The 26,705-nt window shown below is 38.1% G+C and carries 20 protein-coding genes; 14 read left to right on the top strand and 6 right to left on the bottom strand.

Annotation, left to right across the window (positions count from 1 at the left end; genetic code table 11):
- From OSH00_RS16000 to OSH00_RS15985, 4 genes are all read left to right on the top strand, one after another.
- Positions 1–3,201: BapA/Bap/LapF family large adhesin (locus OSH00_RS16000; RefSeq protein WP_266131260.1), on the top strand; the 3,201-nt coding region annotated here is incomplete at its 5' end.
- A 112-nt stretch (positions 3,202–3,313) separates the two neighbouring features.
- Positions 3,314–3,910, top strand: a complete 597-nt coding sequence (locus OSH00_RS15995) for an IMPACT family protein (RefSeq protein WP_266131259.1) — start codon at positions 3,314–3,316, stop codon at positions 3,908–3,910.
- Positions 3,903–4,520 (top strand): acyltransferase, encoded by a 618-nt coding sequence (locus tag OSH00_RS15990; RefSeq protein WP_266131258.1) that lies wholly within the window; start codon positions 3,903–3,905, stop codon positions 4,518–4,520. Before OSH00_RS15995 ends, OSH00_RS15990 begins: the two co-directional genes overlap by 8 nt.
- Before the next feature lie 129 nt (positions 4,521–4,649).
- The gene (locus OSH00_RS15985) at positions 4,650–5,492 is read left to right on the top strand and encodes a universal stress protein (protein ID WP_009585264.1); all 843 of its coding nucleotides are present in this window, start codon (positions 4,650–4,652) and stop codon (positions 5,490–5,492) included.
- 1,371 nt (positions 5,493–6,863) lie between these two features.
- On the opposite strand, the gene OSH00_RS15980 is transcribed toward OSH00_RS15985, so the two are convergent.
- Both OSH00_RS15980 and OSH00_RS15975 read right to left on the bottom strand, forming a co-directional pair.
- Entirely contained in the window at positions 6,864–7,529 is a 666-nt protein-coding gene (locus OSH00_RS15980; RefSeq protein ID WP_004824548.1) for an O-methyltransferase, read from the bottom strand.
- A gap of 205 nt (positions 7,530–7,734) precedes the next feature.
- The gene (locus OSH00_RS15975; protein ID WP_266131257.1) at positions 7,735–8,787 is read right to left on the bottom strand and encodes a Rieske 2Fe-2S domain-containing protein; all 1,053 of its coding nucleotides are present in this window, start codon (positions 8,785–8,787) and stop codon (positions 7,735–7,737) included.
- An 858-nt stretch (positions 8,788–9,645) separates the two neighbouring features.
- Here OSH00_RS15975 and OSH00_RS15970 point away from each other — a divergent pair.
- The 4 genes from OSH00_RS15970 (at position 9,646) to pstB (ending at position 14,454) form a co-directional block, all read left to right on the top strand.
- Positions 9,646–10,653: a substrate-binding domain-containing protein gene (locus OSH00_RS15970; protein ID WP_266131256.1), complete on the top strand. Its 1,008-nt coding sequence runs from the start codon at positions 9,646–9,648 to the stop codon at positions 10,651–10,653.
- A 103-nt stretch (positions 10,654–10,756) separates the two neighbouring features.
- Positions 10,757–12,136, top strand: coding sequence for a phosphate ABC transporter permease subunit PstC (gene pstC, locus OSH00_RS15965; protein ID WP_196076747.1), 1,380 nt, complete (start codon positions 10,757–10,759; stop codon positions 12,134–12,136).
- A complete protein-coding gene (pstA, locus tag OSH00_RS15960; RefSeq protein WP_196076749.1) occupies positions 12,133–13,527 on the top strand; it encodes a phosphate ABC transporter permease PstA in 1,395 nt (464 codons plus the stop codon). The genes pstC and pstA overlap by 4 nt, the downstream gene beginning before the upstream one ends.
- A 15-nt stretch (positions 13,528–13,542) precedes the next feature.
- Entirely contained in the window at positions 13,543–14,454 is a 912-nt protein-coding gene (gene pstB / locus OSH00_RS15955) for a phosphate ABC transporter ATP-binding protein PstB (protein WP_196076750.1), read from the top strand.
- Between the two features lie 58 nt (positions 14,455–14,512).
- Here the strand turns inward: pstB and OSH00_RS15950 are convergent, their stop codons facing one another.
- Positions 14,513–15,859 carry a dicarboxylate/amino acid:cation symporter gene (locus tag OSH00_RS15950; RefSeq protein ID WP_266131269.1) on the bottom strand — a complete coding sequence of 449 codons (1,347 nt, stop codon included), beginning with the start codon at positions 15,857–15,859 and terminating at the stop codon, positions 14,513–14,515.
- A 668-nt stretch (positions 15,860–16,527) separates the two neighbouring features.
- On the opposite strand from OSH00_RS15950, the gene sohB reads away from it, so the two are divergent.
- Together sohB and OSH00_RS15940 are read left to right on the top strand one after the other, a co-directional pair.
- The gene (sohB, locus tag OSH00_RS15945) at positions 16,528–17,490 is read left to right on the top strand and encodes a protease SohB (RefSeq protein ID WP_266131255.1); all 963 of its coding nucleotides are present in this window, start codon (positions 16,528–16,530) and stop codon (positions 17,488–17,490) included.
- A 225-nt stretch (positions 17,491–17,715) separates the two neighbouring features.
- Entirely contained in the window at positions 17,716–18,858 is a 1,143-nt protein-coding gene (locus tag OSH00_RS15940) for an acyl-CoA dehydrogenase family protein (RefSeq protein ID WP_196076417.1), read from the top strand.
- A gap of 368 nt (positions 18,859–19,226) precedes the next feature.
- Here OSH00_RS15940 and OSH00_RS15935 read toward each other — a convergent pair whose 3' ends face one another.
- Positions 19,227–19,745, bottom strand: a complete 519-nt coding sequence (locus OSH00_RS15935; RefSeq protein ID WP_266131254.1) for a DJ-1/PfpI/YhbO family deglycase/protease — start codon at positions 19,743–19,745, stop codon at positions 19,227–19,229.
- Between the two features lie 252 nt (positions 19,746–19,997).
- On the opposite strand from OSH00_RS15935, the gene pheA reads away from it, so the two are divergent.
- The 4 genes from pheA (at position 19,998) to OSH00_RS15915 (ending at position 24,524) form a co-directional block, all read left to right on the top strand.
- Positions 19,998–21,104 (top strand): prephenate dehydratase, encoded by a 1,107-nt coding sequence (gene pheA / locus OSH00_RS15930; protein ID WP_196076419.1) that lies wholly within the window; start codon positions 19,998–20,000, stop codon positions 21,102–21,104.
- A 32-nt stretch (positions 21,105–21,136) separates the two neighbouring features.
- Positions 21,137–23,383: a bifunctional prephenate dehydrogenase/3-phosphoshikimate 1-carboxyvinyltransferase gene (locus OSH00_RS15925; protein ID WP_266131253.1), complete on the top strand. Its 2,247-nt coding sequence runs from the start codon at positions 21,137–21,139 to the stop codon at positions 23,381–23,383.
- A 131-nt stretch (positions 23,384–23,514) separates the two neighbouring features.
- Positions 23,515–23,895, top strand: coding sequence for a hypothetical protein (locus tag OSH00_RS15920; protein WP_266131252.1), 381 nt, complete (start codon positions 23,515–23,517; stop codon positions 23,893–23,895).
- A 44-nt stretch (positions 23,896–23,939) separates the two neighbouring features.
- Positions 23,940–24,524, top strand: coding sequence for a GAD-like domain-containing protein (locus OSH00_RS15915; RefSeq protein WP_266131251.1), 585 nt, complete (start codon positions 23,940–23,942; stop codon positions 24,522–24,524).
- Positions 24,525–24,622: 98 nt separating this feature from the next.
- Here OSH00_RS15915 and OSH00_RS15910 read toward each other — a convergent pair whose 3' ends face one another.
- Entirely contained in the window at positions 24,623–25,066 is a 444-nt protein-coding gene (locus OSH00_RS15910) for a DUF2147 domain-containing protein (protein ID WP_266131250.1), read from the bottom strand.
- Between the two features lie 173 nt (positions 25,067–25,239).
- Complete coding sequence (gene rtcA, locus OSH00_RS15905; protein WP_266131249.1) at positions 25,240–26,271, bottom strand: RNA 3'-terminal phosphate cyclase; 1,032 nt, start codon at positions 26,269–26,271, stop codon at positions 25,240–25,242.
- Positions 26,272–26,705: the final 434 nt, after the last annotated feature.

Below are 26,705 nucleotides of genomic sequence, written 5' to 3'. Positions count from 1 at the left end.
ATACCTTCAACAGTAGATGCAGTTGATGATGAGTTTGAATTGGATTTGGGTACTGAAGTTCGAGTAAATCGAACAGAAGTTTCGGGTACAGACATCGCTATTGTTGATCTATTAGGAAACAATGCAACTGGTTTGGATTTTTCAATTCCACAAACGACAGGAAATGCGGGCAAGGGGGTGACAGGTAATATTTCAGTCACTGTTTCACAGCAAGATTTGATTTCGATTGGTGAGGCTGTTCAAATCGTTATTTATCAGCAAACAGCGAATGGACCTGTTGAAGTTGCTCGAGGAACTAGTCAAGGTGGTATTGTTACTGTAGGAGGAATTGGAATTATTGGAGTTGTGAACAGTAATGACTCTATCACACTTGATTTTACCAATTTACCTGAAGGCAACTATACTGTTGCTGTACAAGCAGATGATAGTGCTTTAACCACCTTACTTAAAGATGTTGCGATTAATGATCTAGGCGGAGAAGGTGCGATTCTTGGTGCCTCGAATGAAGCAGCTATTTATGCAGCAATTAATGCAGTGCTTGGTCCTTTAGGTGCTCCAGTCGTTGCACTCGTTCAGACTATTTTATTACCTGTGAATGCAATTGGATTACCACTTTCTAGTGTTGTTAACCAACTTTTAGATGTATTGCCAGTGAGTGTGGTTGACTATATTGTAGATGCTGCTGTAGCGCCATTACTTTCAAATTTATTAACAATTTACGAGAAAACAAATATTAGTGTAACGGGGACTGAAGAAGTTTTTGCAAACTTCTCTCTTACAGGTAATATTTTTGCTGATAATGGTCATGGTCAAGATGCAGTTGGTGGTGGTTCAGTTATCGAAATTGATGGAACTACAGTTACAGGTACTGCGATAATTCAAGGTGAGTATGGAAAACTTGAAATTGATACAGCGACAGGTAGCTTTACCTATACGGTCACAGCAGGTGAAGCAGCAGTAGGTAAAACTGAAATATTTGACTATAAATTGTCTAATGGAGCGACATCAGATAGTGCTCAACTGATTATTAATATTGCAGGAACACCAGCAGATCCTGGTGAATTAACACCACCAGATCATGTTGATCAAGTTGTTGCAAATGATGATCTTGCGACTGTTAAAAATTATCAAGAAACTGTGGGTGATGATGTTGGTGTTGAAGGAAGAGCTTCTCAATTATTAGGTGTAAACTTACTCGGACTAAATATCTCTTTAGGTAATACAGTTCCATTTAATTTTGAAGTTGAGGAAAACAGCACGTCCAGTATTAATGTAAATGTAAGTGGTAGTGTAGTAAGCGCTGCAATTGGTGGACTTATTGGTACTTTATTAGGCACAGCAGATAAGTATTTTAATGCTGTACTAGAACGCCAATATTTAGATGAGAATGGTGTCGCACAAAAAGAGTATTTCATTGTAGAGGATGCAGTGAAGTTAACACCTCCAGGCTTGTTGGGTATTGTATTTAATTATTCTGGTCAGATTAATGTAGATAATTTACCTCCTGGTGTTTATACAATTGCTTTACAAGAAAAACCAACAGATTCAGGCTTATTGCAACAGCTATTAAATCTTTTGGATTCAACATTATCAGCAGAATTGTTCGGTGGTGTTGAGTTGACCATGCAAGCACAAACCAACAAATATTTAGGTTCAGGCAGCATAGAAGGTAATGTTATTTCAAGTGCTGATGGTGCAGATGAAGTCAATACGACAACATTTGTGACACAAGTCGAGAATGAGGTTGGTGGTCCAATTGTGACATTGTCTGGTGCAAATACAGTTGTGGTTGGGGCTTATGGAACATTGTATATTTCTCCAAATGGACAGTATAAATATGTAAGTAATGGTGCGCCTGAGGACATTGGTAAAGTAGATACATTTACATATACCATTCGAGATTTTAATGGAACTCAAGCTACTGCCCATTTGAATATTCGTATCGATGGTGATAACTCTGGTGTGATTTGGGACAATGCAAATCCTCAAAATGATGTGACACTTCCTGCTCCAATAGTGTTGGATAATTCAGATCATGCGGTGATTGGTGCTGTTACAAATGTTCATCAAACAGTTTCATCGAATCAAGGTGAGCTCAAGGTTGCAGCAGGTCTATTAGGTGCTGGTGGAAATGGTACTTATACTCCGACAACATTTAGTATTGCAAATACAGATTCCGCTCATGTGGTGGTAAAAGTAAATATACCTGCACTTTCAATTGGTGTGGCACCACAAATTATCCTTACAATAAAAGATCAAAATGGTGTTACTGTCGGAACAATTACGCAAACACCTGTTCTTACGGTATTAGGTGGAACAGTCACTGTAGATATTCCTAATTTAGGACCTGGAACTTACACAATTACATCATCTGCTTCAGGAAATACTGGTCTTGCATTTAATGCAGCAGTGACAGTCGATCAAAACATTACCCACTATAATGATATTGCCCCAGTTACTGCTACTCCTATCACAGGTAATATGTTAACTGACGATACCTATAATCCATCTTATGCTAAATTCAGTATTGATACGGGTAATGGTCAGTTTACTGAGGTTGGATACAACGGCGTTACCATACAAGGTGACTATGGTAGTCTGTTCGTGAAAAGCGATGGAAGCTATATTTATACACCAAGTGCGGGCGTAATTGGTCGCCAAGAAGTATTCGATTATAAACTCTCTGTTTTCGGTCAAGATCATATCGCTTCGCTTACTGTGACGATCGATGCAATCACGACAGGAGATGCTCTACGTAATACGCTTATTAGTGGTGAGCTTAATGATAGTTTCACTGGTAATGGCGGTTCTGATGTACTTGTTTATCATGTACTTGAAAATGCAAGTGCAACTGGTGGAAATGGTGCTGATCACTGGACAGATTTCCATGCTGGAAATGTGAACACTGATACGAATGCAGATGTGATTGATATCTCTGATTTACTGATAGGTTTTAACAGTGCGAATATCACCAGTGATTTGACCGCTTCAGCAAACTATTTGAAAAACTATCTTGGTGTAAGAATTGATGGTGATAATGTCACACTCACCCTAGATCGTGATGGTGCAGGAACTACATATACTGGCAAAACTGATTTGCTGCAACTTGACAATTTGGCGCAAACAGGAGCTGCATTTAATGGTAAGACAGAAGATGACATCTTGAAACTGTTGCTGCAAAATCATCAGCTTGTTCTCTAATCATCCAGTTGTGCTTAAACCCTAAGTTCGCTTAGGGTTTTTTTATTGCCCAATATTTTTATAATCCACGTTATAATCAGAACGTATTGAGTTGGAATGTTTTATTTTCATTATGGTTTTTACACTTGCATCCGAAACATTTTTTGAAGAAGAAGTCAAAAAAAGTCGATTTCAAGCCATTGCAGCGCCAGTTGAAAATGAACTACAGGTCAAAATGTTTTTGGAAAAGCATTTAGATACTACAACCACGCATCAGTGCTGGGCATGGAAAATAGGGCATAATATTCGTTTTAATGATGATGGTGAACCTTCGGGTACAGCAGGTCGCCCGATTCTTGCAACCATCGAAGGAAATGATTTGACCAATTCAATTGTATTGGTCAATCGATGGTATGGTGGTATCAAGTTGGGTACAGGTGGTTTGGTCCGTGCTTACGGCGGCTGTGCAGGCCAATGTTTGGTCTTGAGTGAAAAAATAGAACTGATTGAAAAGAAAAAAATATATTTTCAATGTCAATTCAATGAGTGGGCAATATTTCAGTATGAATTAAACACACAACATATTGAATACAATGAACAATATACTGCTGAAGGTGTCGAGGTTGAAGCATTGTTGCAAATACATCAACTCGATCCATTACGTTCAAAAATTCAAGATGTTACACGCGGACGTGAACAGCTTAAATTAATGGATGAAAGAAATGACTGAACAAGATCCATTATTAAAATATCGAGAACAGCATAAGCACCGTTTAAATTATATGCCTTGGCTATATTATTCACTTAAGCCGAAAAATCGAATTTGGGCTGAACAATGGCAACAAGAATATCAAACATATTTAATGGAAATGGAAACTGTTGAAATCGGAGAAAATTGCTTTATATCTCCGCTTGCACATATCTTTGCTGAGCCAGGACGAAAAATTAGTATTGGAGACAATACCTTTATTGCCGCTGATTGTACCTTACATGGTCCTTTAGAAATTGGCAGTGAGGTTGCGATTAATCATCACTGTATTTTAGATGGAGGTCGTGCAGGGATTAAATTACATGACCAAGTACGAATGGCAGCCTATTGTCATCTCTACGCATTTGATCACGGTATGGCGTTGGACCAACCGATTTATCAACAAGCAGTAAGTTCTAAGGGCATTGAAATTGGTCAGGATGTTTGGTTGGGTGCGCATGTCGGCATCAAGGATGGAATTAAAATTGCCTCACATGCTGTAGTGGGTATGAATAGTATGGTAACTAAAAATATTGCTGAACGAGAAATCGTTGCAGGCAATCCAGCGCAATTGATTCGTTACCGTGAATAACCGCACAATTTGTACAAATACATAATTAAATTATGGAATTAATTACATAAAGCTGTCCAATTTTATAGAAACTTATGCTAATTTAAAATCAAATAGACCCAAGGCAATATAGCCAAAGTGAGGTTAAAAATGAATAGAGTAGTTGCTTGTATTGACTCTTCTCCTTGTATTAATGCATTGGCAGAAGCAGCAGCTTGGATTGCTCAGAAAACTGGTCGACAACTGGTTTTATTGCAAGTATTAGACTATTACCCTGCAAGTTATCATTTAGGGGAAATTAGTGGGGTAATCGGTTTTGAAAGTAATGCAATGTTACTCAAAGAGCTTGCAGAACTTGAGCAAAAACAAAGTGAATTAGCACTCGATTATAGTAATAATCTTCTTGAACATATTTCTGAAATGATTCAGGAAAAATATGGTATTACTCCTGGGCGAATTCAGGCGAAAGGTGATTTCCTTGAGCAAAGTTTTAATGAGTTGACTGAGGATGATATTGCAGTCATTGGTCGAGTTGGGGAGCGTTCAGCTGAAAAAAATAAAATACTGGGAAGTAATGTAGAGAATTTCATTCGTGGTGCTAAAAGTACGGTATTGACAGTAGGTCAAACTTTTAAACCACCAACACGTTTTATTTTTGCTTATGAACTTTCTGAAGCATGCCAAAAAATGCTGAAACGTGTAGAAAAAAGTGACTTATTAAAACTTTTACAATGCCATTTACTTTATGTGGGCGATCATCCTGAAATCCTCAATGAACCCGCACAACGACTAAAAGATGCAGGCTTAGATGTAGTTGTTGAATATCGTTACGGGGATGTTGCTGAAAATATTTTGGATTATCAAAATCAACATCAAATCCAATTAATTGTATTAGGCGCATTTAGCCACAGTAAAATACATCAGTTTTTTTTGGGCAGCGTGACAACGACAATTTTTAGGAATTCGGCTGTTCCGTTGTTGGTGACTAAATAATGAGACTGAAAAATGTGATCATGAAAATAGCTTATTTTGAATATTGATTACATTTTTCTATCCAAATTCCTGTGATTATCAAAATAGAAAAAAGCCATAAATTAGAGAATTTATGGCTTTTTTCTATTAAAAAATTTTGAATAAATCTTGCATTTCTAAAAGCAAGTGCTTTTGAAACTGTAATGAATTTAACTGGTTGAAAATTAATCTATCGTTAAAATATATTATTTTTCATTGAGTTATTTGGTAATACATAAGTTATCCACAATTCTACAAACAAGTTCAGGGGATAACTTTAAGAAAAAAATTCATGATCTAAATTTTAGTAGAAAAGTAGGCAATAACAGGATAGGTGGTAATCCCCCCGAAAAACAAAGTTTAATCACCATGGTTCACAGCGTGGGGTGACTTCAAAGAAAACATATGGCTTATCAGTAAATGGTGCAAATATCCACACATCACCTACAAACGTATCTAAAGATACATGAAGAAGAGCAGCACTTGAAAATGAAATTACTGCAAAAGCTAATCTTTAAGTGTATTTAGAAAATTTAAAGTAAAAATAAGATATTAGGAAAATTGGAATCCAAAAAGAGAACCAATGTAAGAAATACTTATGATGATGAACCGACCTATTATCAAATAGATAAAAATAAAGTAGATCAATATCATGAAAAACAGCTCCTATCATGATGATGGCGAAAAAAGCTTTTTTGCTAATTTTAGTTTGCTTTAATTTTTTATGTAAAAATTTAGCAAGAATATAGCCTGATGGTAAATGTGCAATAAAAATATTCTATGTTCTGTGTTTGTTTTTTTTATTTAGAAGCAATCACATACAATCCTCCCGACCGCCATTGAACGAATACTAGCCTTTTCATCTTTCATTTTTATATCAAGTTCAAGTTTATAGGACATCACAATATAATAAGCTGTAGAAAGTTGAGGAAAGCTTAAAATCAATTTTTTTATCTGAGAGTTATTACACAAAACTCATAGCTCTAGTACCTATCCTTGATCATACTGAGCAATCCAATCTTTGAACAAATTAATAGCATAATTCTGTTCATCTCCTCTTAAGTAAGAAAAGTCATAGACCTTCACTTTGGTAGAATCTACCGAATGTGAACTATTGGTCGTTCTCTGAATGCTCAATACGTTCCTAATATGCACGATATTGCTATTTAATATCGAAACCTGTAAGTTAAGAACGTTAAAATACTTATTAGTTCACTTATACTTTTATAACAAGTCATCAAACTTATGAAACGTGCATAATAGGAACGATAATAGTTCACATAAAAAAGACCACCATTTTGGACTGGCGGTCTTTTGTCATTACATCTGTATTTCAGCAGGGTATTTGAATATTTATTTGACGATCGCAATTGCAAATCCATCATGCCCTTTACTGCCTACTGTTTGTAAAGCTGTGCATGATAAAATTTGGGGGTGATTCTGCATCGCTTTATACATATCTCGAATGCCTTCAATGCTTGGTTTAATGTTATTTGGATCAAGAATATCTCCTGCGCGGATCACATTATCCAAAACAATCACTGTACCTGAATGTGATCGCTTTAAGCTTAATTCTAAATATTCAGGATAACTTTGTTTATCTGCATCGACAAAAATAAAGTCAAAAGGCGCAGTATCTTCAGGCAAAGCTTTTAAAATATCAGCAGCACGCCCACACTTTAATTCAACAGTTTGTTTAAGTTTTGCGAGGTCAATATTTTCTTGACCTAAAGCTGCATGTGTATCACGTCCTTCGATTGTTAAAATATAACCATCTTCAGGTAGAGCACGCGCTAACCACATGGTGCTATATGCTGCAAAAGTCCCTAACTCTAAAACACGTTTACATTTGTTCATTTGAATCAGCATTTGCAACAGCATGCCTTGATTTGCAGCAACAGCGAGATGGTCTGGAAAGCCTTTATCCGCAGTATTTTTTAATGTTTGTGTGAGGATCGGATCTTCAGGAATTAAATGTGATTCGATATAAGCATCGATGTCTGACCACATTTGTTGCATGTTCTACCACCTCATTGGATCTGTGTTAGATGCATTTTAATCGTTTAAAAGAAGAGTGCAATTTTAATAAAAGCTTTTGGATTAAATTTAAGCATTCTCAATAGCGCTTCTATTCAGTTCTAAAAATGAAAGAAGGTGAAATCCACTTATGCAAAGTAAAAAGAAGTCATTAAGACCTCTTTCTTAATGTTAATATTTAATTGATCTATGCAGCGAGTATTTGACTAAATCCAGCTTTTCTAAGCAGCTTTCTATACATGCTTGAGCTGCGATCAGCAGGAAAGTGTGCTTCCATGGACAGATCCAAAGGTAAATATTCTGGTTTCTGCGTTTCAACAATCAAGCGGTCTTCTTCAAAAATCTTAAGGTTGTATTCATAGGCTTCTTCAATGGGTAAATCTTTATCGTAGTTACGACAAATTGGGGCAAATAGTCGTGTGCTTCGTGCCGTCATTGGTGAGGCAGCATTCATGATGACTTGTTTGCAATCATTGGGAAAATGTATTGTAAGCGTTGCTGTAAAGGGTAAATGAACCTCAAAATGACGTAACCATTGAAACCCTTCTTGTCCGAATTGATCTAAGCCAATTGGATAACGTCCAACATGACTGAGATAATCAGCACTGAAGCCATAATGGGTTTCTAGAGTTGTATAGTCAGCTACCTCAGGATGCCCTGGATCACCAAATGTATCAGGGTGAACCCAGGCAAAATGTGCAACGTCAATAAATCCTTCCAATTGTCTGCCCGCAAAACATTTTAAATCGACTTGAGGGCAAACCAGTTGTTGATATTCGGCTTGATCCCAATAAGGCATATCGGGAATGTTTGGGCTATCTTGTTCATCTGCCAATAAACAGCACCAGATTAATCCATATCGTTCAATGGTTGGATAAGTTCTCAGGTGAAAACGGTCTGATATTTTATGATCGGGATGGGCTGGGATACGATTGCATTTACCTTTCTTACCAAAGCGTAGACCATGATAACGGCAGACCACCCCTTGACCATCAAAAGTACCTAGACTTAACGGAACACCTCGATGTGGACAGGCATCCTTTGCAACAACAATCTCATTATTGAGTTTGTAAATGACTAAAGGCATATCTAATAACATGGTGGCTTGAGGTTTTTCTGATATCTCACGAGCTAAAGCAATCGGATACCAATACTGTGCCAATAACAGCCAATCCTGTTGAGAAAAGGTCATATGGACAGGAAATTCTGAATGAAACAGGTATTCTGTGCGGCTATTCATATACAAATCTTCTGTTTAGAATTGATTTGAATATAAAAGAATCCAGTGTTGTTAGAAATTTCAATTATCTCGATCAATATTTGCAAAAATTAGAACAGTGCAGTGCACCACCTCAAACGAATCAGATCATCAAAAACATACTAGCTGTAATAGGTTTTTAACATCTGACTGAAATTGAAGAAAAAAGAACTTAAAACTATGAGAGCAATAGAAAAGCTACTACAGAAGAAGATTAATTTCTGATAATTCTGCGTACAGTTATTCATCAAAGGTAAATAATAGACATGATACATTGAACGTAATGTTTGCATGGTTAAGATAAACAGGCTGATAAAACTAAAACTGCTCACTATGTTTTGAACAATAAAATATTGACTGACCTGTGACAATAACATGTAGATAATCAAACAGCTCATATAGATAATAAAAGTAATCATACTGGCTGAAGCGACCATTTTCAGAAAAGTCTCATGCCATTCCTTACGGTTTAATGAAATCATTTTTTTTTGCTCTTTTATTTAATTGATTCTAAGCTCTTCTGCAATAAAAGATAAGCTGCATACGACATAGAATGTCGTGCAATCTGTACGGTGATAATCGAAGTTTTGTGACATTCACATGAAATATTACAATTTGAATGACATTATTTTAAATTTATAAAAATAAAATACAGTTTATTACATATTGAATTTTAAAGATTTTTAATAAAATCAAATTTGAATCATTAATTATCATAAAAGCGTCATAAAGCTGTAACTTATTTGTCATATTTTAAAATCAAAATGCAGTTATCCGAAAAGTACAACACAAGAAGAAGTGGCGTACTTCAAAATTGCAGTTTATTTAAGAGAGAAAAGAATGCGCATTAACCATATCGCACTTGCATTAGCAGTTTCAGGGGCAGCAGTGGCAGCAAACGCTCGTGATACCATCCAAATCGCTGGTTCTTCTACTGTACTTCCTTATGCAAGTATTGTTGCTGAAGAATTTGGTAATACTTTCCCTCAATTTAAAGCACCTGTAGTGGGTTCAGGCGGTAGCTCTGCTGGTCTTAAGCAGTTCTGTTCTGGTGTTGGCGATAACACAATTGATATCGCGAATGCTTCTCGTAAAATCAAAGATACTGAAATTGCAGCTTGTAAAAAAGCAGGCGTAAATAAAATCCAAGAAATTAAAATTGGTTATGACGGTATCGTTTTTGCATCAAATGCAAGTAAAGCAGCTTATAAATTACGTCCACAACACGTATTTGCAGCTTTAGCAGCTGAATTACCATCAAATGGTAAATTGGTACCAAATCCGTATACACGTTGGAATCAAATTGATAAATCTCTTCCAAATGAACCAATTACTTTAGTGGTTCCAGCTTCTAACCATGGTACTCGTGAAGTATTCCAAGAGAAAATGGTTGAAGCAGGTTGTGAAAGTTACGATTACTTCAAAAAGTTAGATAAAGATGCACAGAAAAAAGCATGTTCTACTTTCCGTAAAGACGGTAAAGTGATCGAAATCGCGGGTGACTATACTGAAACTTTAGCACGTTTAAAAACATCTCCAAGTGCGGTAGGTGTATTTGGTTTAGGTTTTTATGACCAAAACAAAGATAAATTACGTGTTGCTACTGTAAACAATGTAGTCCCTTCAGAACAAACTGTTCTTAATGGTACTTACCCAGTATCGCGACCTTTATACTTCTATGTTAAAGGTGAACACTTACAATCTATTAAAGGTTTAAAAGAATATACTGAATACTTCTTAAACAAAAAAGTATCTGGTAAAGGTTCTAAGCTAGACAAAGCTGGCTTGATCTCATTGTCAGACTCTGAGCGTGCAAAAGTACTTGCTGGTTTCAAAGCTGGTAAATAATAAAACCGTAATCATGGAGCTGATGGTGGGAGACTACCATCGGCTTTCATTGCTAAGCAGAGTTTTTTCAAATAATTAGGATTGAAAAAACGGTGGAGAATACATGAATCTGCTACTCATTGGCGTGTTATTAGCTTTAATTGCTATCGCATATCAAATTGGGCTACGAAAAAGCCGAAGCCTAGCAGGTAAGGGAAATAACACTGCAGTATTACATTCACGTCCTGGCTATTATGGTTCTTTGGTGGCGTTGTGGTGTGGAATCCCAGCTTTTTTAATTTTAATTGTTTGGAACTTGGTAGAACCAAGTGTTTTACAGCATTTAATTCTAAAGAATGTTCCAGCAAATGTTGCTGCATCTCTTGATACAGCAGGGGTAGATGTACTTGTAGATCGTATCAAGGCAATTGCCTCAGGTTTTGGCGTAACAGATACACCTGCTGCTTATGAGGTTGCAGCTGCAGAACAATTAGCCAAATTTGAAAGAATCAGTTCTTTTGCAAAATTTGCTGTTGTTGTCTGTGCAGCCATCTTAGGCTTAGTGTGGGCAAGAAAAAGAATTAGCCAACAATTTCGTGCACGTAATGAAGTTGAAAAAACCATTAATGTTATTTTGATTTTATGCTCTGGTGTTGCAATTCTTACGACAGTAGGGATCGTGATGTCAATGTTCAGTGAAGCAATGCATTTTTTCCATTTTGTCAGTCCAATTGACTTCTTCTTTGGTACAGAGTGGAATCCAGGTTTTAGTACTTCAGGAAATGCTGAAGGTAGTTATGGTTTACTGCCATTACTGTGGGGAACACTCATGGTCAGTGGTATTGCGCTGTTGGTTGCTGTTCCATTAGGTTTAATGATTGCAATTTATCTTGCTGAATACGCATCACCTAGATTTCGTGCATGGGCTAAACCCACGATTGAGGTGCTGGCAGGTATCCCAACCATCGTTTATGGCGTATTTGCTATGATGGTGATTGGTCCAATCTTTAAATCAATTGGTGATTCCATTGGGATTGAAGTGAATGCAACCAGTGCACTTACTGCTGGTTTTGCAATGGGAATCATGATTATCCCATTTGTGTCTTCACTTTCGGATGACATTATCACTCAAGTTCCTAGAGCATTACGTGATGGTTCTTTAGGTTTGGGAGCGACCAAATCTGAAACAATACGCCAAGTGGTGCTTCCTGCTGCTTTGCCTGGGATTACAGGTGCATTCTTACTTGCTGTATCGCGCGCGATTGGTGAAACCATGATCGTTGTACTTGCAGCTGGAAACAGTCCTTTACTACATATCAATCCGCTTGAAGCTGTTTCTACGGTAACCGTAACGATTGTTAAGCAGTTAACTGGCGATACCGATTTTGCAAGCCCGCAGGCATTGGTTGCATTTGCATTGGGTCTAACGCTATTCACTATTACATTGTGTTTAAATATTGTTGCACTTTACATCGTGCGTAAATACCGTGAGCAATACGAATGAGTACATCAAATACATCTCCAGTGGATCAAAATGTATTTGATCCTCAAGCTGCTGCAGAACTACGTGAAAAGCGTAAAGCTAAAATCGCAAGTTCGTTGTCGAAGCGTCACCGTAAAGAAAAAACATTTCGTTTCGCTGGTTTTACTGCGGTAATTATTGGTCTGGCTTTTGTTGCGATTTTATTTGGAAGTATCTTATATAAAGGTCTTCCGGCTTTTTGGCAAGCAAGTATGACTGTGCCTGTCTATTTTGATCCAAAAGTGATTGATGCCGGTCCGAAACCAACACAAAAAGTAGGTGAGTCTCCAGCGGTGTTCCAAGAGCGCTATGTAGACTGGCAAACTAAAATGGGTATGGTGGATTGGGATGCGCTGATTGTGAATGGCATCATTTCAAAAGATCCTTCGCTAGAAAGCCGTCGTGATGATCTTTCAAGCCTTTATACCAGCTCAGAAGCATATCGTATTCGTGATATGGTGTTTAAAGATCCATCTTTGGTCGGTAAGAAAGTTGAACTGAATTTCCTTGCGGATGCGAATATTGATGTTTGGTTGGCAGGACATATTGATCGTTCGTTGCCAGATGATCAACAACAGTTGAGTCCTGAAGTACGTAAACTATCTGATGATTTGGCTGCCAAAGGCATTATCAATCGTACTTTCAACACGCAGATGTTTACCAATCCGGATTCACGTAGTTCTCCGGCAACAGCTGGTTTAGCAGGTGCATTCATGGGTTCACTATTCATGATGCTGATTGTGATTGTGATCTCTATTCCATTGGGTGTTGCAAGTGCGATTTATCTAGAGGAATTTGCGCCAAAGAACTTTATTACAGACATTATTGAAGTCAACATTAATAACCTTGCAGCAGTGCCATCCATTGTGTTTGGTTTACTGGGCGCAGCGATCTTTATTGGTTGGATGCATCTGCCTATATCGGCACCTCTTGTCGGTGGTTTGGTACTCAGTTTAATGACCTTGCCAACCGTCATTATTACCACACGTGCTTCACTTAAAGCCGTACCCCCATCGATTCGTCAAGCGGCATTGGGTATAGGTGCTTCGCGTCTGCAAACCGTATTTCATCATGTACTTCCTCTGGCATTACCGGGAATTATGACAGGTGCAATTATTGGTATCGCGCATGCCTTGGGTGAAACTGCACCACTGTTACTAATCGGTATGAGTGCCTTTGTTGCTAATATTCCAGTATCTCCACTCGATCAATCTACAGCTTTACCTGTTCAAGTTTACTTATGGCAAGGTAACGAATTGCGTAACTTCTTTGAAGGTCGTACCGCAGCTGCAATCATCGTGTTATTGGCACTGATGGTGGGTTTAAACAGCTTTGCAATTTGGTTACGTAAGAAATTTGAAGTTCGTTGGTAAAAGAGGGCAGAATAGATGAATACTGTAGAAACTAAAAATTCCTTAAAACAGGATACAACCGTGAATTCTGAACAATCTCAATTTACATCCACTGAGCATCAACAAAAGCAAGCAAATACATCTTTTGTTTCTCAGTTTGAATCTTCAACACCGAAGAAAGACAAAAATACGACAGTTAAACTTAGTGCTGAAGATGTACATGTTTACTATGGTGAATCAGAAGCGATTAAAGGTATTGATCTTCAGGTTTATGAAAATGAAGTGATTGCATTTATTGGTCCATCAGGTTGCGGTAAATCAACATTTTTACGTACTTTGAATCGTATGAATGATACGATTGATAGCTGTCGCGTGACGGGTAAAGTACGCTTAGATAACCAAGACATCTATGATCCAAATCTTGATGTTGTACTGTTACGTGCTCAAGTCGGTATGGTTTTCCAGAAACCCAACCCATTCCCAAAATCAATTTTTGATAATGTTGCTTATGGTCCAAAACTGCATGGTTTGGCCAAAGATAAGTACGATTTGGAAGAAATTGTTGAAAACAGTTTGCGTAAGGCAGGTCTGTGGGATGAGGTCAAAGATCGATTAAGTCAACCGGGTACAGGTCTTTCTGGTGGTCAGCAACAGCGTCTGTGTATTGCACGTACCATTGCTGTAAGCCCTGAAGTCATCTTAATGGATGAACCTTGTTCAGCATTGGACCCAATTGCGACAGCAAAAGTGGAAGAGCTGATTTCTGAACTCTCTACGCAATACACCATTGCAATCGTAACCCACTCAATGCAACAGGCAGCACGTGTTTCTGATCGTACTGCATATTTCCATTTGGGTGACTTGATTGAAGTGAATTCAACTGAGAAAGTATTTACACAACCCGATCATCAATTGACTGAAGCTTATATTACAGGTCGTTTTGGTTAAATTGAACGATGTAATAGAAAAAAGAGCCTTACGGCTCTTTTTTTATTGAGATTTTTAACTAATCCATTGGATCTTCACGGTGTTGTTCTACCGCTTTTTCATCATAATGGGACTTTGGTGGATGAGCGAATGCCGCAGCCAATTTTTCCTTATCCAAGGCATTGTCCCAACGTGCTACAACGATTGTTGCGCAAGCATTACCCACTAAATTTGTCAGCGCACGACACTCGGACATAAAGCGGTCAATACCCAGGATTAAAGCCATACCTGCTACAGGCACTGCTGGCACAACAGACAACGTAGCAGCCAATGTAATAAAGCCTGCACCCGTTACACCAGCAGCACCTTTAGAGCTGAGCATCGCAACAAGTAGCAATAGGATTTGATCTTGAATGCTTAAATCAATATTACATGCCTGTGCGATAAATAGTGCAGCCATCGTCATGTAAATATTGGTACCATCCAGATTAAATGAGTAGCCTGTTGGGACCACAAGTCCAACTACAGATTTTTCACAACCTGCTTTTTCCATTTTACGCATCAATGAGGGAAGTGCTGCTTCAGAGGAACTTGTGCCGAGTACCAGCCATAATTCATCTTTAATATAACGAATCAGATCTGTAATTTTAAACCCGTTATAACGTGCGACTGCGCCTAAAATCACTAAAATAAACAGTAAAGCGGTAATGTAGAAGGTCATGATTAAAAGTAAAAGATTACCAATACTTTCAATACCATACTTACCAATTGTAAATGCCATAGCACCGAATGCACCAATTGGAGCAAACTTCATTAGCATGCCAACCAAGTGGAAGACTGGTGCTGTTAGGTTGTTTAAAAAATCAACAATAGGTTGACCTTTTTCACCCACTGCGGCAAGAGACAAGCCAAATAATACTGCAACAAAAAGGACTTGCAGAATATCACCACTGGTGAGAGGGCTAAGAATGGTGGTTGGGAGAATATTCATTAAGAAATCAACGATTGAAGCATCGTGAGCTTTTTCAGCGTATTCAGCCACTTTGTCTGATTTTAATGTGGTTGGATCAATATTTAAACCATGTCCAGGTTGAATAATATTGGCAACGATCATGCCCACAATTAATGCCAGTGTAGAAAATGTTATGAAGTAAAGCATCGCTTTACCAGTAACACGACCGACAGTTCCCATATGTTTCATACCTGAAATTCCTGTGACTACTGTCAGAAAAATTACAGGTGCAATAATCATTTTAACCAATTTAATGAATGCATCACCCAAAGGTTTTAAACTCGCACCAATATCAGGCCAAAAGTGCCCTAAAAGGATACCAAGTACGATAGCAAAAATGACTTGAACATATAGGATTTGATAAAACTTTTGCTTTTTAGGTGGTAGGTGTTCATCGTGTGAAGAGATATCCATACTCATTCCTTATCCTTGATGTTGATAAAATTCAACATTTCTTAAAGAAATGATTGTAAAGTAATCATAAAATTAAAAAATGCAATTCTCTTTTTAACGTGTTGATTTTAAATAAATTAATTAAAATAACAAATATGTTATTTGAATAAAAAAATGTGATAAATATCAAATTATAATTAAAATAAATACTTGGTATTTAATTTTTATATGATATTTACGGAAAAATCATGTCTATGTTTTTTTTGTGAATTTGTCCTACAAAAATTGGCAGAAAGTTATACAAATTGAGATTAAAAGAATCGCAAGCGATATAAGTCCCTTTTTCATTAAATTAATCATCTTTTATTTAGACATAAAAGCTATTAATTAATTGTAAATGGATAAATGTCAAAATACCTTAGTTATGGGGTGTAGCTGATGAAATATAAAAAAAATATATATGTTTTATAACTAATTATTTTGTGTTGCTGGTTTGGTTTGAGTCATTTGGAAAATCCATGCTGTTTTTACATGGATTTTTAAACCTGCATCGATACAAAAAAATAATGCGGGTGAAGTAAAGTAAATTAAGATTTGTCGAATTTTTCAAAATATATATTGAAATTTATCCAATCCGTCCGCATCTTAATGGAAAAGCATTTCTTCAGATATTCGAGATTATAAATTCTATGTTATTTCATTTACCTAAAGTTCCCGCAGAAATTCGTATCAGTCATCTAAATGCACGAATCAATGAACAAAGAAAAAGAATTGCTCAATCGACTGCATCTAAGCTTGAGCTTTTGCAATTGACTCAACAATTGGTCAAAGAGTCACGAGTACGTAAAAAGAATAATCAAAAAATTTATGTTTTGGATTTCAAAGGTGATGTGCAGGCATCTGCTGTAGAAAACTTACGTGAAGAAATCACCTTGATTTTAGCCACAGCAAAAGCTGGGCGAGATCGTGTTTTGGTTCGTTTGGAAAGTCCTGGCGGGATGGTACATGGTTATGGCTTGGCAGCCGCTCAACTGGTTCGTTTACGTGATGCAGGTTTTCACTTGACCATTTGCGTAGACAAAGTTGCTGCCAGCGGTGGTTATATGATGGCGTGTATTGCCAGTGAAATCGTTTCAGCACCCTTTGCGGTTGTTGGTTCGATTGGCGTGGTTGCACAAGTGCCTAATTTTAATCGTCTGTTAAAAGAGCATCATGTTGATTTTGAACTTTATACCGCAGGGCAATTTAAGCGTACTGTGACCATGTTTGGTGAGAATACGCCAGAAGGCAAGGCTAAATTTGAAGAAGAATTGCAGCAAACCCACCAGTTATTTAAACATTTTGTGGAAAAATATCGTCCTCAACTGAATGTGGAAAAAGTGGCAACCGGTGAACATTGGTATGGTGAAGATGCACGTGATTTGAACTTGGTTGACAAGTTGCAGACTTCTGATGAATATTTGCTTAGTTTACTCCCACAACACGATGTTTATGTGATTCAAACACGCCGTAAACCGACATTGGGGGAAAAACTTGGTTTACAAGCAGCACAAATGGCTGATGCTTTCATACCGTCTGTTGTGGGTAAGCTTGTTAATGAAGTGACTAAATTGAATTCATCTTTACCGATGTTTAGAGACAATAAGTTCTAATATCACATTTTATTGACTTAAGAAAAAAGTGATTTTGCAAATAGTTTATAAACAAAGAGCAATTGATTTTAATCAATTGCTCTTTGTTTATTTCAGGATTTAAAAATAAGGATTGGTAAAACTGCCAAAAAAAAATGACCTCATGTGGTCATGACAAGCATCGAAAAAATGATTAGGATGCTAGAGATCATAAAATCAAGAATTCAGATTGAAAGGAATGTAAAAATGTTGGCATATGATGCAGATTTAGAACTTTTTCGTGATAACTTCAAACGCTTTATGGCTGAACATGTTGCGCCATTTTATGAGCAATGGGAAAAAGAAGGTTTAATGCCGCGTTCAGTTTGGTCTTTACTGGGTGAAAATGGTTACCTTTGTGTAGACGTTCCTGAGCAATATGGCGGCTATGGTGTGCCAACTGAATATTCATTGATGTTGGTTGAAGAGTCTGCACGTGCAGGTTATGGTGCATTATCGACAGCAATTTCTTGCCATTCTGAAATTGCAGCACCATATATTTTGCATATTGCCAATGAAGAACAAAAACAGTATTGGTTGCCAAAAATGGTTGCCGGTGAAGTAGTTGGTGCTATTGGCATGACTGAACCAGGCGCAGGTTCGGACTTGCAAGGGATGCGCAGTAGCGCAATTTTGAATGGTGACCATTATGTCTTAAATGGTTCTAAAACCTTTATTTCAAATGGACAACATGCAGATTTAGTGGTATTGGCAGCAAAAACTGATCCGCAAGCACGTGCAAAAGGCGTTTCTCTGCTGTTGGTTGATACGCATTTGGAAGGTTTTAAAAAGGGAACCAATTTAGATAAAATTGGATTACATTCCCAAGATACCTCCGAGTTATTCTTTGATAATGTAAAAGTACCTGCCAATCAGTTGTTGGGCAATGCTGGGCAAGGTTTTGCATATCTAATGCAGGAGCTTCCACGTGAACGTACAGCGATTGCTGCAACAGCTTTGGGTGCGATTCGTGGAGCGATTGATGTAACAACTCAGTATGTGCAAGAGCGTCAGGCGTTTGGTCAAAAAATTGGCAGTTTTCAAAATACTCGATTTGTTCTTGCCCAAGCCAAAATTGACGAACTGGCAACCGCAGCATTCTATAATCAGAATTTAGCATTATATAAAGACAATAAATTGGATGTGGAAACTGCGGCAGCTTTGAAAAGTTTCAGTACAGATATGCAAATGAAAATTATTGATAGTTTGCTACAACTCTTTGGTGGTTATGGCTATATGACGGAATATCCAATTTCTCGTTTCTTTGTAGATGCGCGTATTCAGCGTATTTATGGAGGGACGAATGAGATTATGAAAGAAATCGTCGCTCGCGGAATCATTGGTCGTTAATTCTTTTAAGAAAAATAAACATATACGCTGTTCGTACTTTTAAGAGAGTATGGACAGTATTTACTGTTGTTTATGTTGCGGGCTAGATATGCCCTGTACCCATCTAGTGGTGATATTCATGTCGCGGCACGAATATAGAATCACCATGTATAAATCGTAAGTATAAAATGAGTTCAATTGAGATCTAGATCAAAACTTGATTAGAGCTGAAAGCCTGTTTTTACTTTTAAATCAGCGGTCCAACTGAGAGGATGTCTCAATTATTATTTTTTTAATTAACTGTTGAATAAAAAATGATGAAGTGGAATTTGAAAATAAAAATTATAAAATATCTTTGACTTTATACTGATCAGTGAATGAAAACTCAATTAAACGCTTAATACATTTAAACATTCATTGATGAAAATTGGCAGCTCATAAGTTGAACGTGAAGAAATATAAAGATTATTGTCGTTCACCACTTCGCGATCAAAAATAACGGCACCAGCTGCTTTTAATTCTTTATTCAATCCATCAATCGAGGTTAAGCGTCGACCGATTGCAATCTGGGCGTCGATCAAAAGTTGAGGACTGTAACAGCAGAGAAAAATCGGTTTTTGTGCATTGGCAAAACTGCGGAGAAAATCAATAAAACGCGGATCTTTTTTTAAGTGATAAGGTGATTGTCCCCCAGGAATCATCAATGCGTCAAAATCTTTGACCGAAATATCATCAATACCTAAATCTATGCTTACCGAAGATTTACGCTGTTGACTATAGACAATATTGCCTGCAGATTTTTCAATATTTCGAACAGAATGACTTGCGGCACGAAAGGCTTCTACAGGATGGTGATATTCCGTATCTTCGAAATCATGGGTGATGAGCACAGCGATTTTTTTATTCATTTTCTATGTCTCGAAATCCGCTTTTAATTTTAATCATAGTGCGCGATGCTTAAAATTCTATAGCTACTTTGTAAGTGGCATATACTGTAATTTATATATGTATTGCTGATATTTTATTCAAAATACTCGCAATAACGGAATCGTCGATAAAAGCGTTATTGCTCAACAAATTTAACTGAACTATTGTTATACTGTTTTGGGTCTAAAACTTAGACTTCTCGTAATTCTTGACTTTCAAAGGGCGATATAACAATGATCAACGATGATCAAAAAACGACTTCTCTAGATCTTGCTCAAATCCGTGAAGATATTGATTCTGTAGATCAGCAAATTCAACAACTGATTAATCGCCGTGCGAAACTGGCGGAAGCTGTTGCTAAAGCAAAGTTTGCAGCAGAAGAGAACCCGTTGTTTTATCGTCCTGAGCGTGAGGCACAAGTATTACGCAAAGTCATGGAGCGTAATGAAGGACCATTGTCGGATCAGACTATGGCGCGTCTATTCCGTGAAATCATGTCGGCATGTCTGGCACTTGAAGCGCCACAAAGTATTGCATTTTTAGGTCCTGTTGGAACCTATACCCACTCAGCTGTTTTAAAACATTTTGGTCAAGATGCTGTGGTTCGTCCATTACCGACGATAGATGAAGTATTCCGTGAAGTTGAGGCGGGCAGCGCACACTATGGCTTGGTGCCTGTTGAAAACTCATCTGAAGGTGTGGTTAACCATACCCTAGACTGTTTTAAAGCATCGCATTTGAATGTGATTGGTGAAGTTGAATTGCGTATTCATCATCAATTTCTTATTTCATCAAATACACGTAAAGACAGCATTAAACAAATTTATGCGCATCAACAAACTTTAGCTCAGTGCCGTAAATGGCTTGATGCACATTATCCTGGTGTGGAGCGTGTTGCTTTAAGTTCTAATGCAGAAGCTGCCCGCCGTATTCGTAATGAATGGCATTCAGCAGCAATTGCATCTGATGTTGCTGCAAGCATTTATGACTTGGAAATCTTGCATGGCAATATCGAAGATAACCCTGAAAATACCACGCGCTTTTTGGTGATTGGACGTGAAAAAGTTCCGCAAAGCGGCAATGACAAAACTTCATTGTTAATTTCGGCCCATGATCGTGCTGGAGCTTTGCTAGAGATCCTTGCACCTTTTGCTAAACACAATATCAGTTTAACCAGTATTGAAACACGTCCGGCATTGCCAGAGAAATGGGCATATGTATTCTTCATCGACTTGGAAGGTCATGTAGAGCAAGATAATGTTAAGGCTGCGATTGAAGATATTCGTCCATTAGTTAAGGAAGTGCGTGTACTGGGTTCATATCCAATCGCTGTACTTTAAAGCTGTTGTGAATTAGGTAGTTTAAAATCATCATGTCACAACCGTTATTTAAAAAAGTTGCTTTTATTGGGCTTGGGCTGATTGGTTCAAGTCTGGCGCGTGTTATTGCTGCAGAACATCTTGCGGAAAGTGTGGTTGCTGCAACACGCTCTAAGAAAACCTTGCAAGATGCAAAAGCTTTGGGGATTATCTCTGAAGGATTTAGTGACCCTGTGGATGCGGTTCGAGATGCAGATTTAATCGTTTTAGCTTTGCCCGTTCGGGCAACGCAAAAAATTCTTGAAACAATAAAGCCTTATGTATCTGCAAATGCCATTATTACTGATGTAGGCAGTACCAAGGGCAATGTGGTTGAAGCCGCACATGCTGTGTATGGTCTGGATATTCCGGTCGGTTTTGTCCCTGGTCATCCTATTGCAGGTGCTGAACATACGGGTGTTCATGCAGGCAAAGTAGATTTATTTGCCAATCACAAAGTGATTTTAACACCATTGCCGAGTAGTGCTGATTGGGCAGTGGAAAAGTTGGTTCAACTTTGGCAGGCTGCTAAAGCCGAAGTCATTTGTATGGATGTTGAAAAACATGATGAGGTTTTGGCACATACCAGTCATTTACCGCATTTGATGGCATTTAATCTGGTTGAGCAGCTTGCAAATCGAGAAGATAATTTAGATATTTTTCGCTATGCTGCAGGTGGTTTTCGAGACTTCTCACGTATTGCAGCCAGTGATCCACAAATGTGGCATGACATTTTTTTTGCCAACAAAAAAGCCATATTAAAAGCTGTAGATGGATTTGAAACGCAGCTCGCAACGTTGCGTCAACTGATTCAATATGAAAATTCACAGGCTTTGATGGGATTGCTTGGTCATGCACAAGCTGCACGCCAACATTTCAATCATATGCTCGCCAATAAACCTTTGATGGAGAAAAATAAGGTGACACAACAATTTACCATTTTGCCGGGTCAGAAGACATTTAAGGGTAAATTTACCATCCCAGGTGACAAGTCAGTATCTCATCGTTCCATCATGTTTGGTGCGATTGCGGAAGGAACCACACATGTGACGGGTTTTCTGGAAGGTGAAGATGCTTTGGCGACGCTGCAAGCGTTCCGTGATATGGGGGTCAGTATTGAAGGTCCAAAAAATGGTGAAGTGACCATTCATGGTGTGGGCATCAATGGACTAAAGGCACCTAAAACAGCACTGTATATGGGGAACTCAGGTACATCAATGCGTTTGCTATCTGGTATGTTGTCTGCACAACAGTTTGATTCTGTTATGACGGGTGATGCTTCTTTGTCTAAACGCCCAATGGAGCGTATCGCCAAGCCTTTGCGAGAAATGGGTGCGCAGATTCAAACAACGGGTGAACGTGGTACACCGCCTGTGTCTATAACTGGTGCTCAAACTTTAAAAGGAATTCATTACGATTTACCTATGGCTTCTGCTCAGGTCAAATCTGGAATTTTATTGGCAGGTTTATGGGCTGAGGGTGAAACATCCGTTACTGAACCTGAACCAACACGGGATCATACCGAACGTATGTTGCGTGCATTTGGTTATGAGGTAAAAACACAAGGCAATCGTATTTCACTGCAAGGTGGTGGAAGGTTAGTGGGAACCGATATTCAAGTTCCTTCAGATATTTCTTCTGCTGCTTTCTTTATGGTGGGTGCTGCAATTACTGAAGGTTCGGACGTTACGCTTGAAGCCGTTGGGATTAACCCAACACGTACAGGTGTGATTGAAATTCTGAAACAGATGGGAGCTGACCTCACTGTTGAAAATGAACGTATCGCGGGCGGCGAACCGATTGCGGATATTCGTATCCGTGGTACACGTACATTGAAAGGTATTCATATGCCTGAAGATCAAGTGCCATTGGCGATTGATGAATTTCCATCTTTATTTATTGCCGCTGCTTGTGCTGAAGGGCAAACTGTATTAACGGGTGCTGCTGAGTTACGTGTGAAAGAATCTGACCGTATTCAGGTGATGGCAGATGGTTTGAAAACGCTGGGTATTGATTGTACACCGACTGATGATGGCATTATTATCGAAGGAAAGGGGAAAGCAGGTGATTGGTCTGCGATTTTCACTGGTGGTGAAATTGAATCCCATCACGATCATCGTATTGCGATGAGCTTCTCGATGGCAGGGTTACGTAATTCTGGTGAGATTAAAATTGTCGGTACTGAAACAGTTGCGACCAGTTTTCCGACATTCACACAGCTTTCGAATCAGGCTGGACTTGAGATTCTAGTTTCTGAATAAACCTTGGGGCGTGGATAGCGCTTGTCTAATATTTGTATAATTAATTGAAAACAGCCAAGCAAAAGCTTGGCTGTTTTGTTTATATTGCTTATTCTAAAACCATACAACTATAAAGCCTTTTGGATGAAGCGATGAGAACATTACAATTTACTGCAAACTGCGAAAATCATGTTAAAAGCAATGGTTATGGTCAAAATGCATGCCATGTCACTCAGGCGTATGTGACGGACTTATTATTAAAACAGCTTTCTCAATACGGTTTTAAAGCTGAAATGACATCTTCTCGTGAAGATTTGGCAGTGAGTGTGGAAAATCATCCTATAGGTTTAGGGGTAAATTGTCGTTTAAATGATCAGGGCTTGTTAACCTGTGAAATTTCTGCCCATGCCGATGAAGAGCAGGTCTGGTTTAAAAAAATAGCCACTCAAAGCATGATTAAGCAATTGGCAAATGCTGTAGAAAATTCTTTAAAACAGGATGATGCCTTTAGTGGTTTTGAGTGGAAAAGTTAAGCTAAGCTGTGGCTTGGCTAATCAGTTCAGGTTAGAGAACAACAATGCAATTACAATCATTTATCGATAAGTTTCCTGTAGATCAGGTGGGCAATACTGTCAGCATTGAAATTATTAAAAAATATCAATCTTATTTACCAGAAGCTTTGCTGGAGCTTTGGCGAAAACATGGCTTTGGTTTTTATGGAAATGGTTTGATTCAGATCATTCATCCTGAGCTTTATCAGGATGTATTATGGTCATGGTTAATGAAAGATGAACCTGATATGACGCGGTTGCCTGTTGCAATATCTGCTTTTGGAATAGTGTTCTACTATCGGCGTCTAAGCGATGGAGGAGATGAAGATATCTCGTTTATGGATCCGCATAATTCTGATATAGGTGTAACTGTTTGGTCGTTGAACGATTTTTTTAATGACTGGCTGTGTGATGATGAAATTATTGAGCAGTTTTTGGAAAAACGTGCGCTGGAAAAAGCCCAAGCTCAATATGGGAAATTAGCGCATGATCAAATGTATTGTTATCTGCCTGCACTTCGATTAGGTGGTCGTGCCAGTGATTTGAATTTGGATAAGGGGGATGCTCCCACCCATTTGGATTTTTTATATCAACTGGCTATTGAAAATTAAATTCAGGCATTGCAAGTTATTATTCAATATTGAATTTAAATCGAGATGAGAAATAAAAAAGACAGCTCAAATAAGCTGTCTTAATGAGAATGCCAAATTTATTCTACACGTAACCAAGTTTGGCTACGTCCTACTGCTGAGATCCCTAAATAACCGCGAAGAAATAATTTTTTGCCATTCGGGCTGATTTTACCTTTTAGACGATAGACTTTTCCTGAGACAGGATCGATAATTTTTCCATCGGTATAATTGACATGGTCATCTGTTTTTAAGCCTGAGATTACTTGTAAACCAATAATGGGCTTATTGGTGTAAGGGGCAGGGCAGTTGGTGCAAAACTCTTTTGGTGTATAGCCCGGACGTGGTGTCGCTTTTAACGCTGTTCCTGCATAAGTTCCATTGCTTTGTTTTTCAATTTTAACCAGACCTTTGGCTTCCCCTGTTTTGTCGTCTATGTAACGCCAAGTCCCTGTGATATCCTCTGCAAAAGCTGAAGTTGCAAAAAGTACAATAGACATTGCCCCAAATAAAAAATTTTTCATTTCCTTTATTCCTTGTTGATTATTTTAGATAATAATCATATTTATCTAAGGTATTGATTATAGAATGAATACTTAAGTGATTTATTTACATTATGTGCCAATAAATATAAAAATTAAAATGAATTGGCACATTCGGATAAACGATTATAAGGCTGATGAATCAAGGATGTATTTTAAGTAATCACTTTCAACTTAAAAATTCCATTGAACGGTTCGATCTGAATAGCGCATTTTAAAAACTTCTGAATCATTTCTGCTTGTGTTTTGGTGTGTTCACTCACGACTTGAGCAGTGAATTCACCGCCTTGACCTAAAGCCAAAGGTAATAAAAGTTGGTCTGCCAAATATTCATCAGCCACAGCATTGGAGTCCAAATAGGCTTTTACTTGTTTGGCTAAATCGTGTGCAACTTTTTCAGCACATTTTTTCTTTTCACCTAAAGCTGAGAATACTTGCTGATGGTGTTCATAATTTAAAACAACAAATGCAGTGTTGCCTTGACTGATGCCTTGAAAATTGACTCGTTTACGTTGATTTAAGCCAAGCTTATTGTTTAAAACTTCGAGTTCTCGATCTGCAATATCCTGCTGAATATTTAACGCGGCAGCATACCCCTGTATGTCCAGTAATTTCCCCTTGGTTAAGATGCAATGCTTCAGCTTACTCTTCCATGGATGAATCGTAATATTGATTTGACCTGCGCCAATCGGGAAAAAGCCTGCGCGCTCACATTCAAAATCAACTTCTATCCCAAGCTTCTGAATAAATGGAAAGAAACAATGCTGAATAAAATCAGCAGTGGGTGCCATGGGGTTATGCGTTCCACCATGAATAGTGATCTGGCTGGCTTCACTCTGCATCATCAAGGCAGGTAATAATGTTTGCAAAACCAATATTGTGCTGCCTGCTGAGCCAATATGAAAATCATACTTTCCAGTTTGAACATGTTGCGGTTGAAAATATAATTTTTGTGAATGTAGTTCAGCACCTTCAACAATCGCATTGCTGATCCGTTGCGATGCTTGCACACAAACCAAATGTTGGCGCATCAAGCCTGGTTTCTTACGACCTGCACGGATATTCACCAACTCGAAAGGAATACCCGTTAGCATGGATAGGGAAAGAGCGGTTCTTAAAATTTGTCCACCCCCTTCACCTTGTGAACCATCGATTTGAATGGTTTTATTTTGTAATAATGTATTCATTTTCTATTTCATCATTTCTTTCTAAATCATTCGGTTTTCGAACATGTTTAAAAATCGTAATTTACTCAAATATCTAAAAGGATGAACATACTGTCAGTGCATGGTGATGCTTGGTGCATTGTCACTTTGCTCTCGCAAAGGTTTGCCTTGTACGTAGTGATGGGTTGATTTGTGCTTAAGGTTTTAAGCTGACCCACTCGCTCATCAAGCCACTACACTATTTTCAATCCTGTGTTGTGGAAGTAGAGGATCTTGCACTCGCCCAGTATGTTCGGGTGATCTCAAATGACGAATCATCTGAGAAAAGGTGAAATATAGTGTCAGTACGTGGTAATGCTCTATGAATAGTCACTTCGATTCACAAAGGTTTAAATGATGCTTGGTGATGGATTGATTGGTTCGTTATCGCCCTCAATCCACTTCGCTGTCATTAC

Source organism: Acinetobacter nematophilus, assembly GCF_026344175.1.
GTDB lineage: Bacteria > Pseudomonadota > Gammaproteobacteria > Pseudomonadales > Moraxellaceae > Acinetobacter > Acinetobacter nematophilus.
The sequence above is the reverse complement of the archived record's forward strand: the minus strand, read 5'-3'. Positions and strand labels throughout refer to the sequence as shown.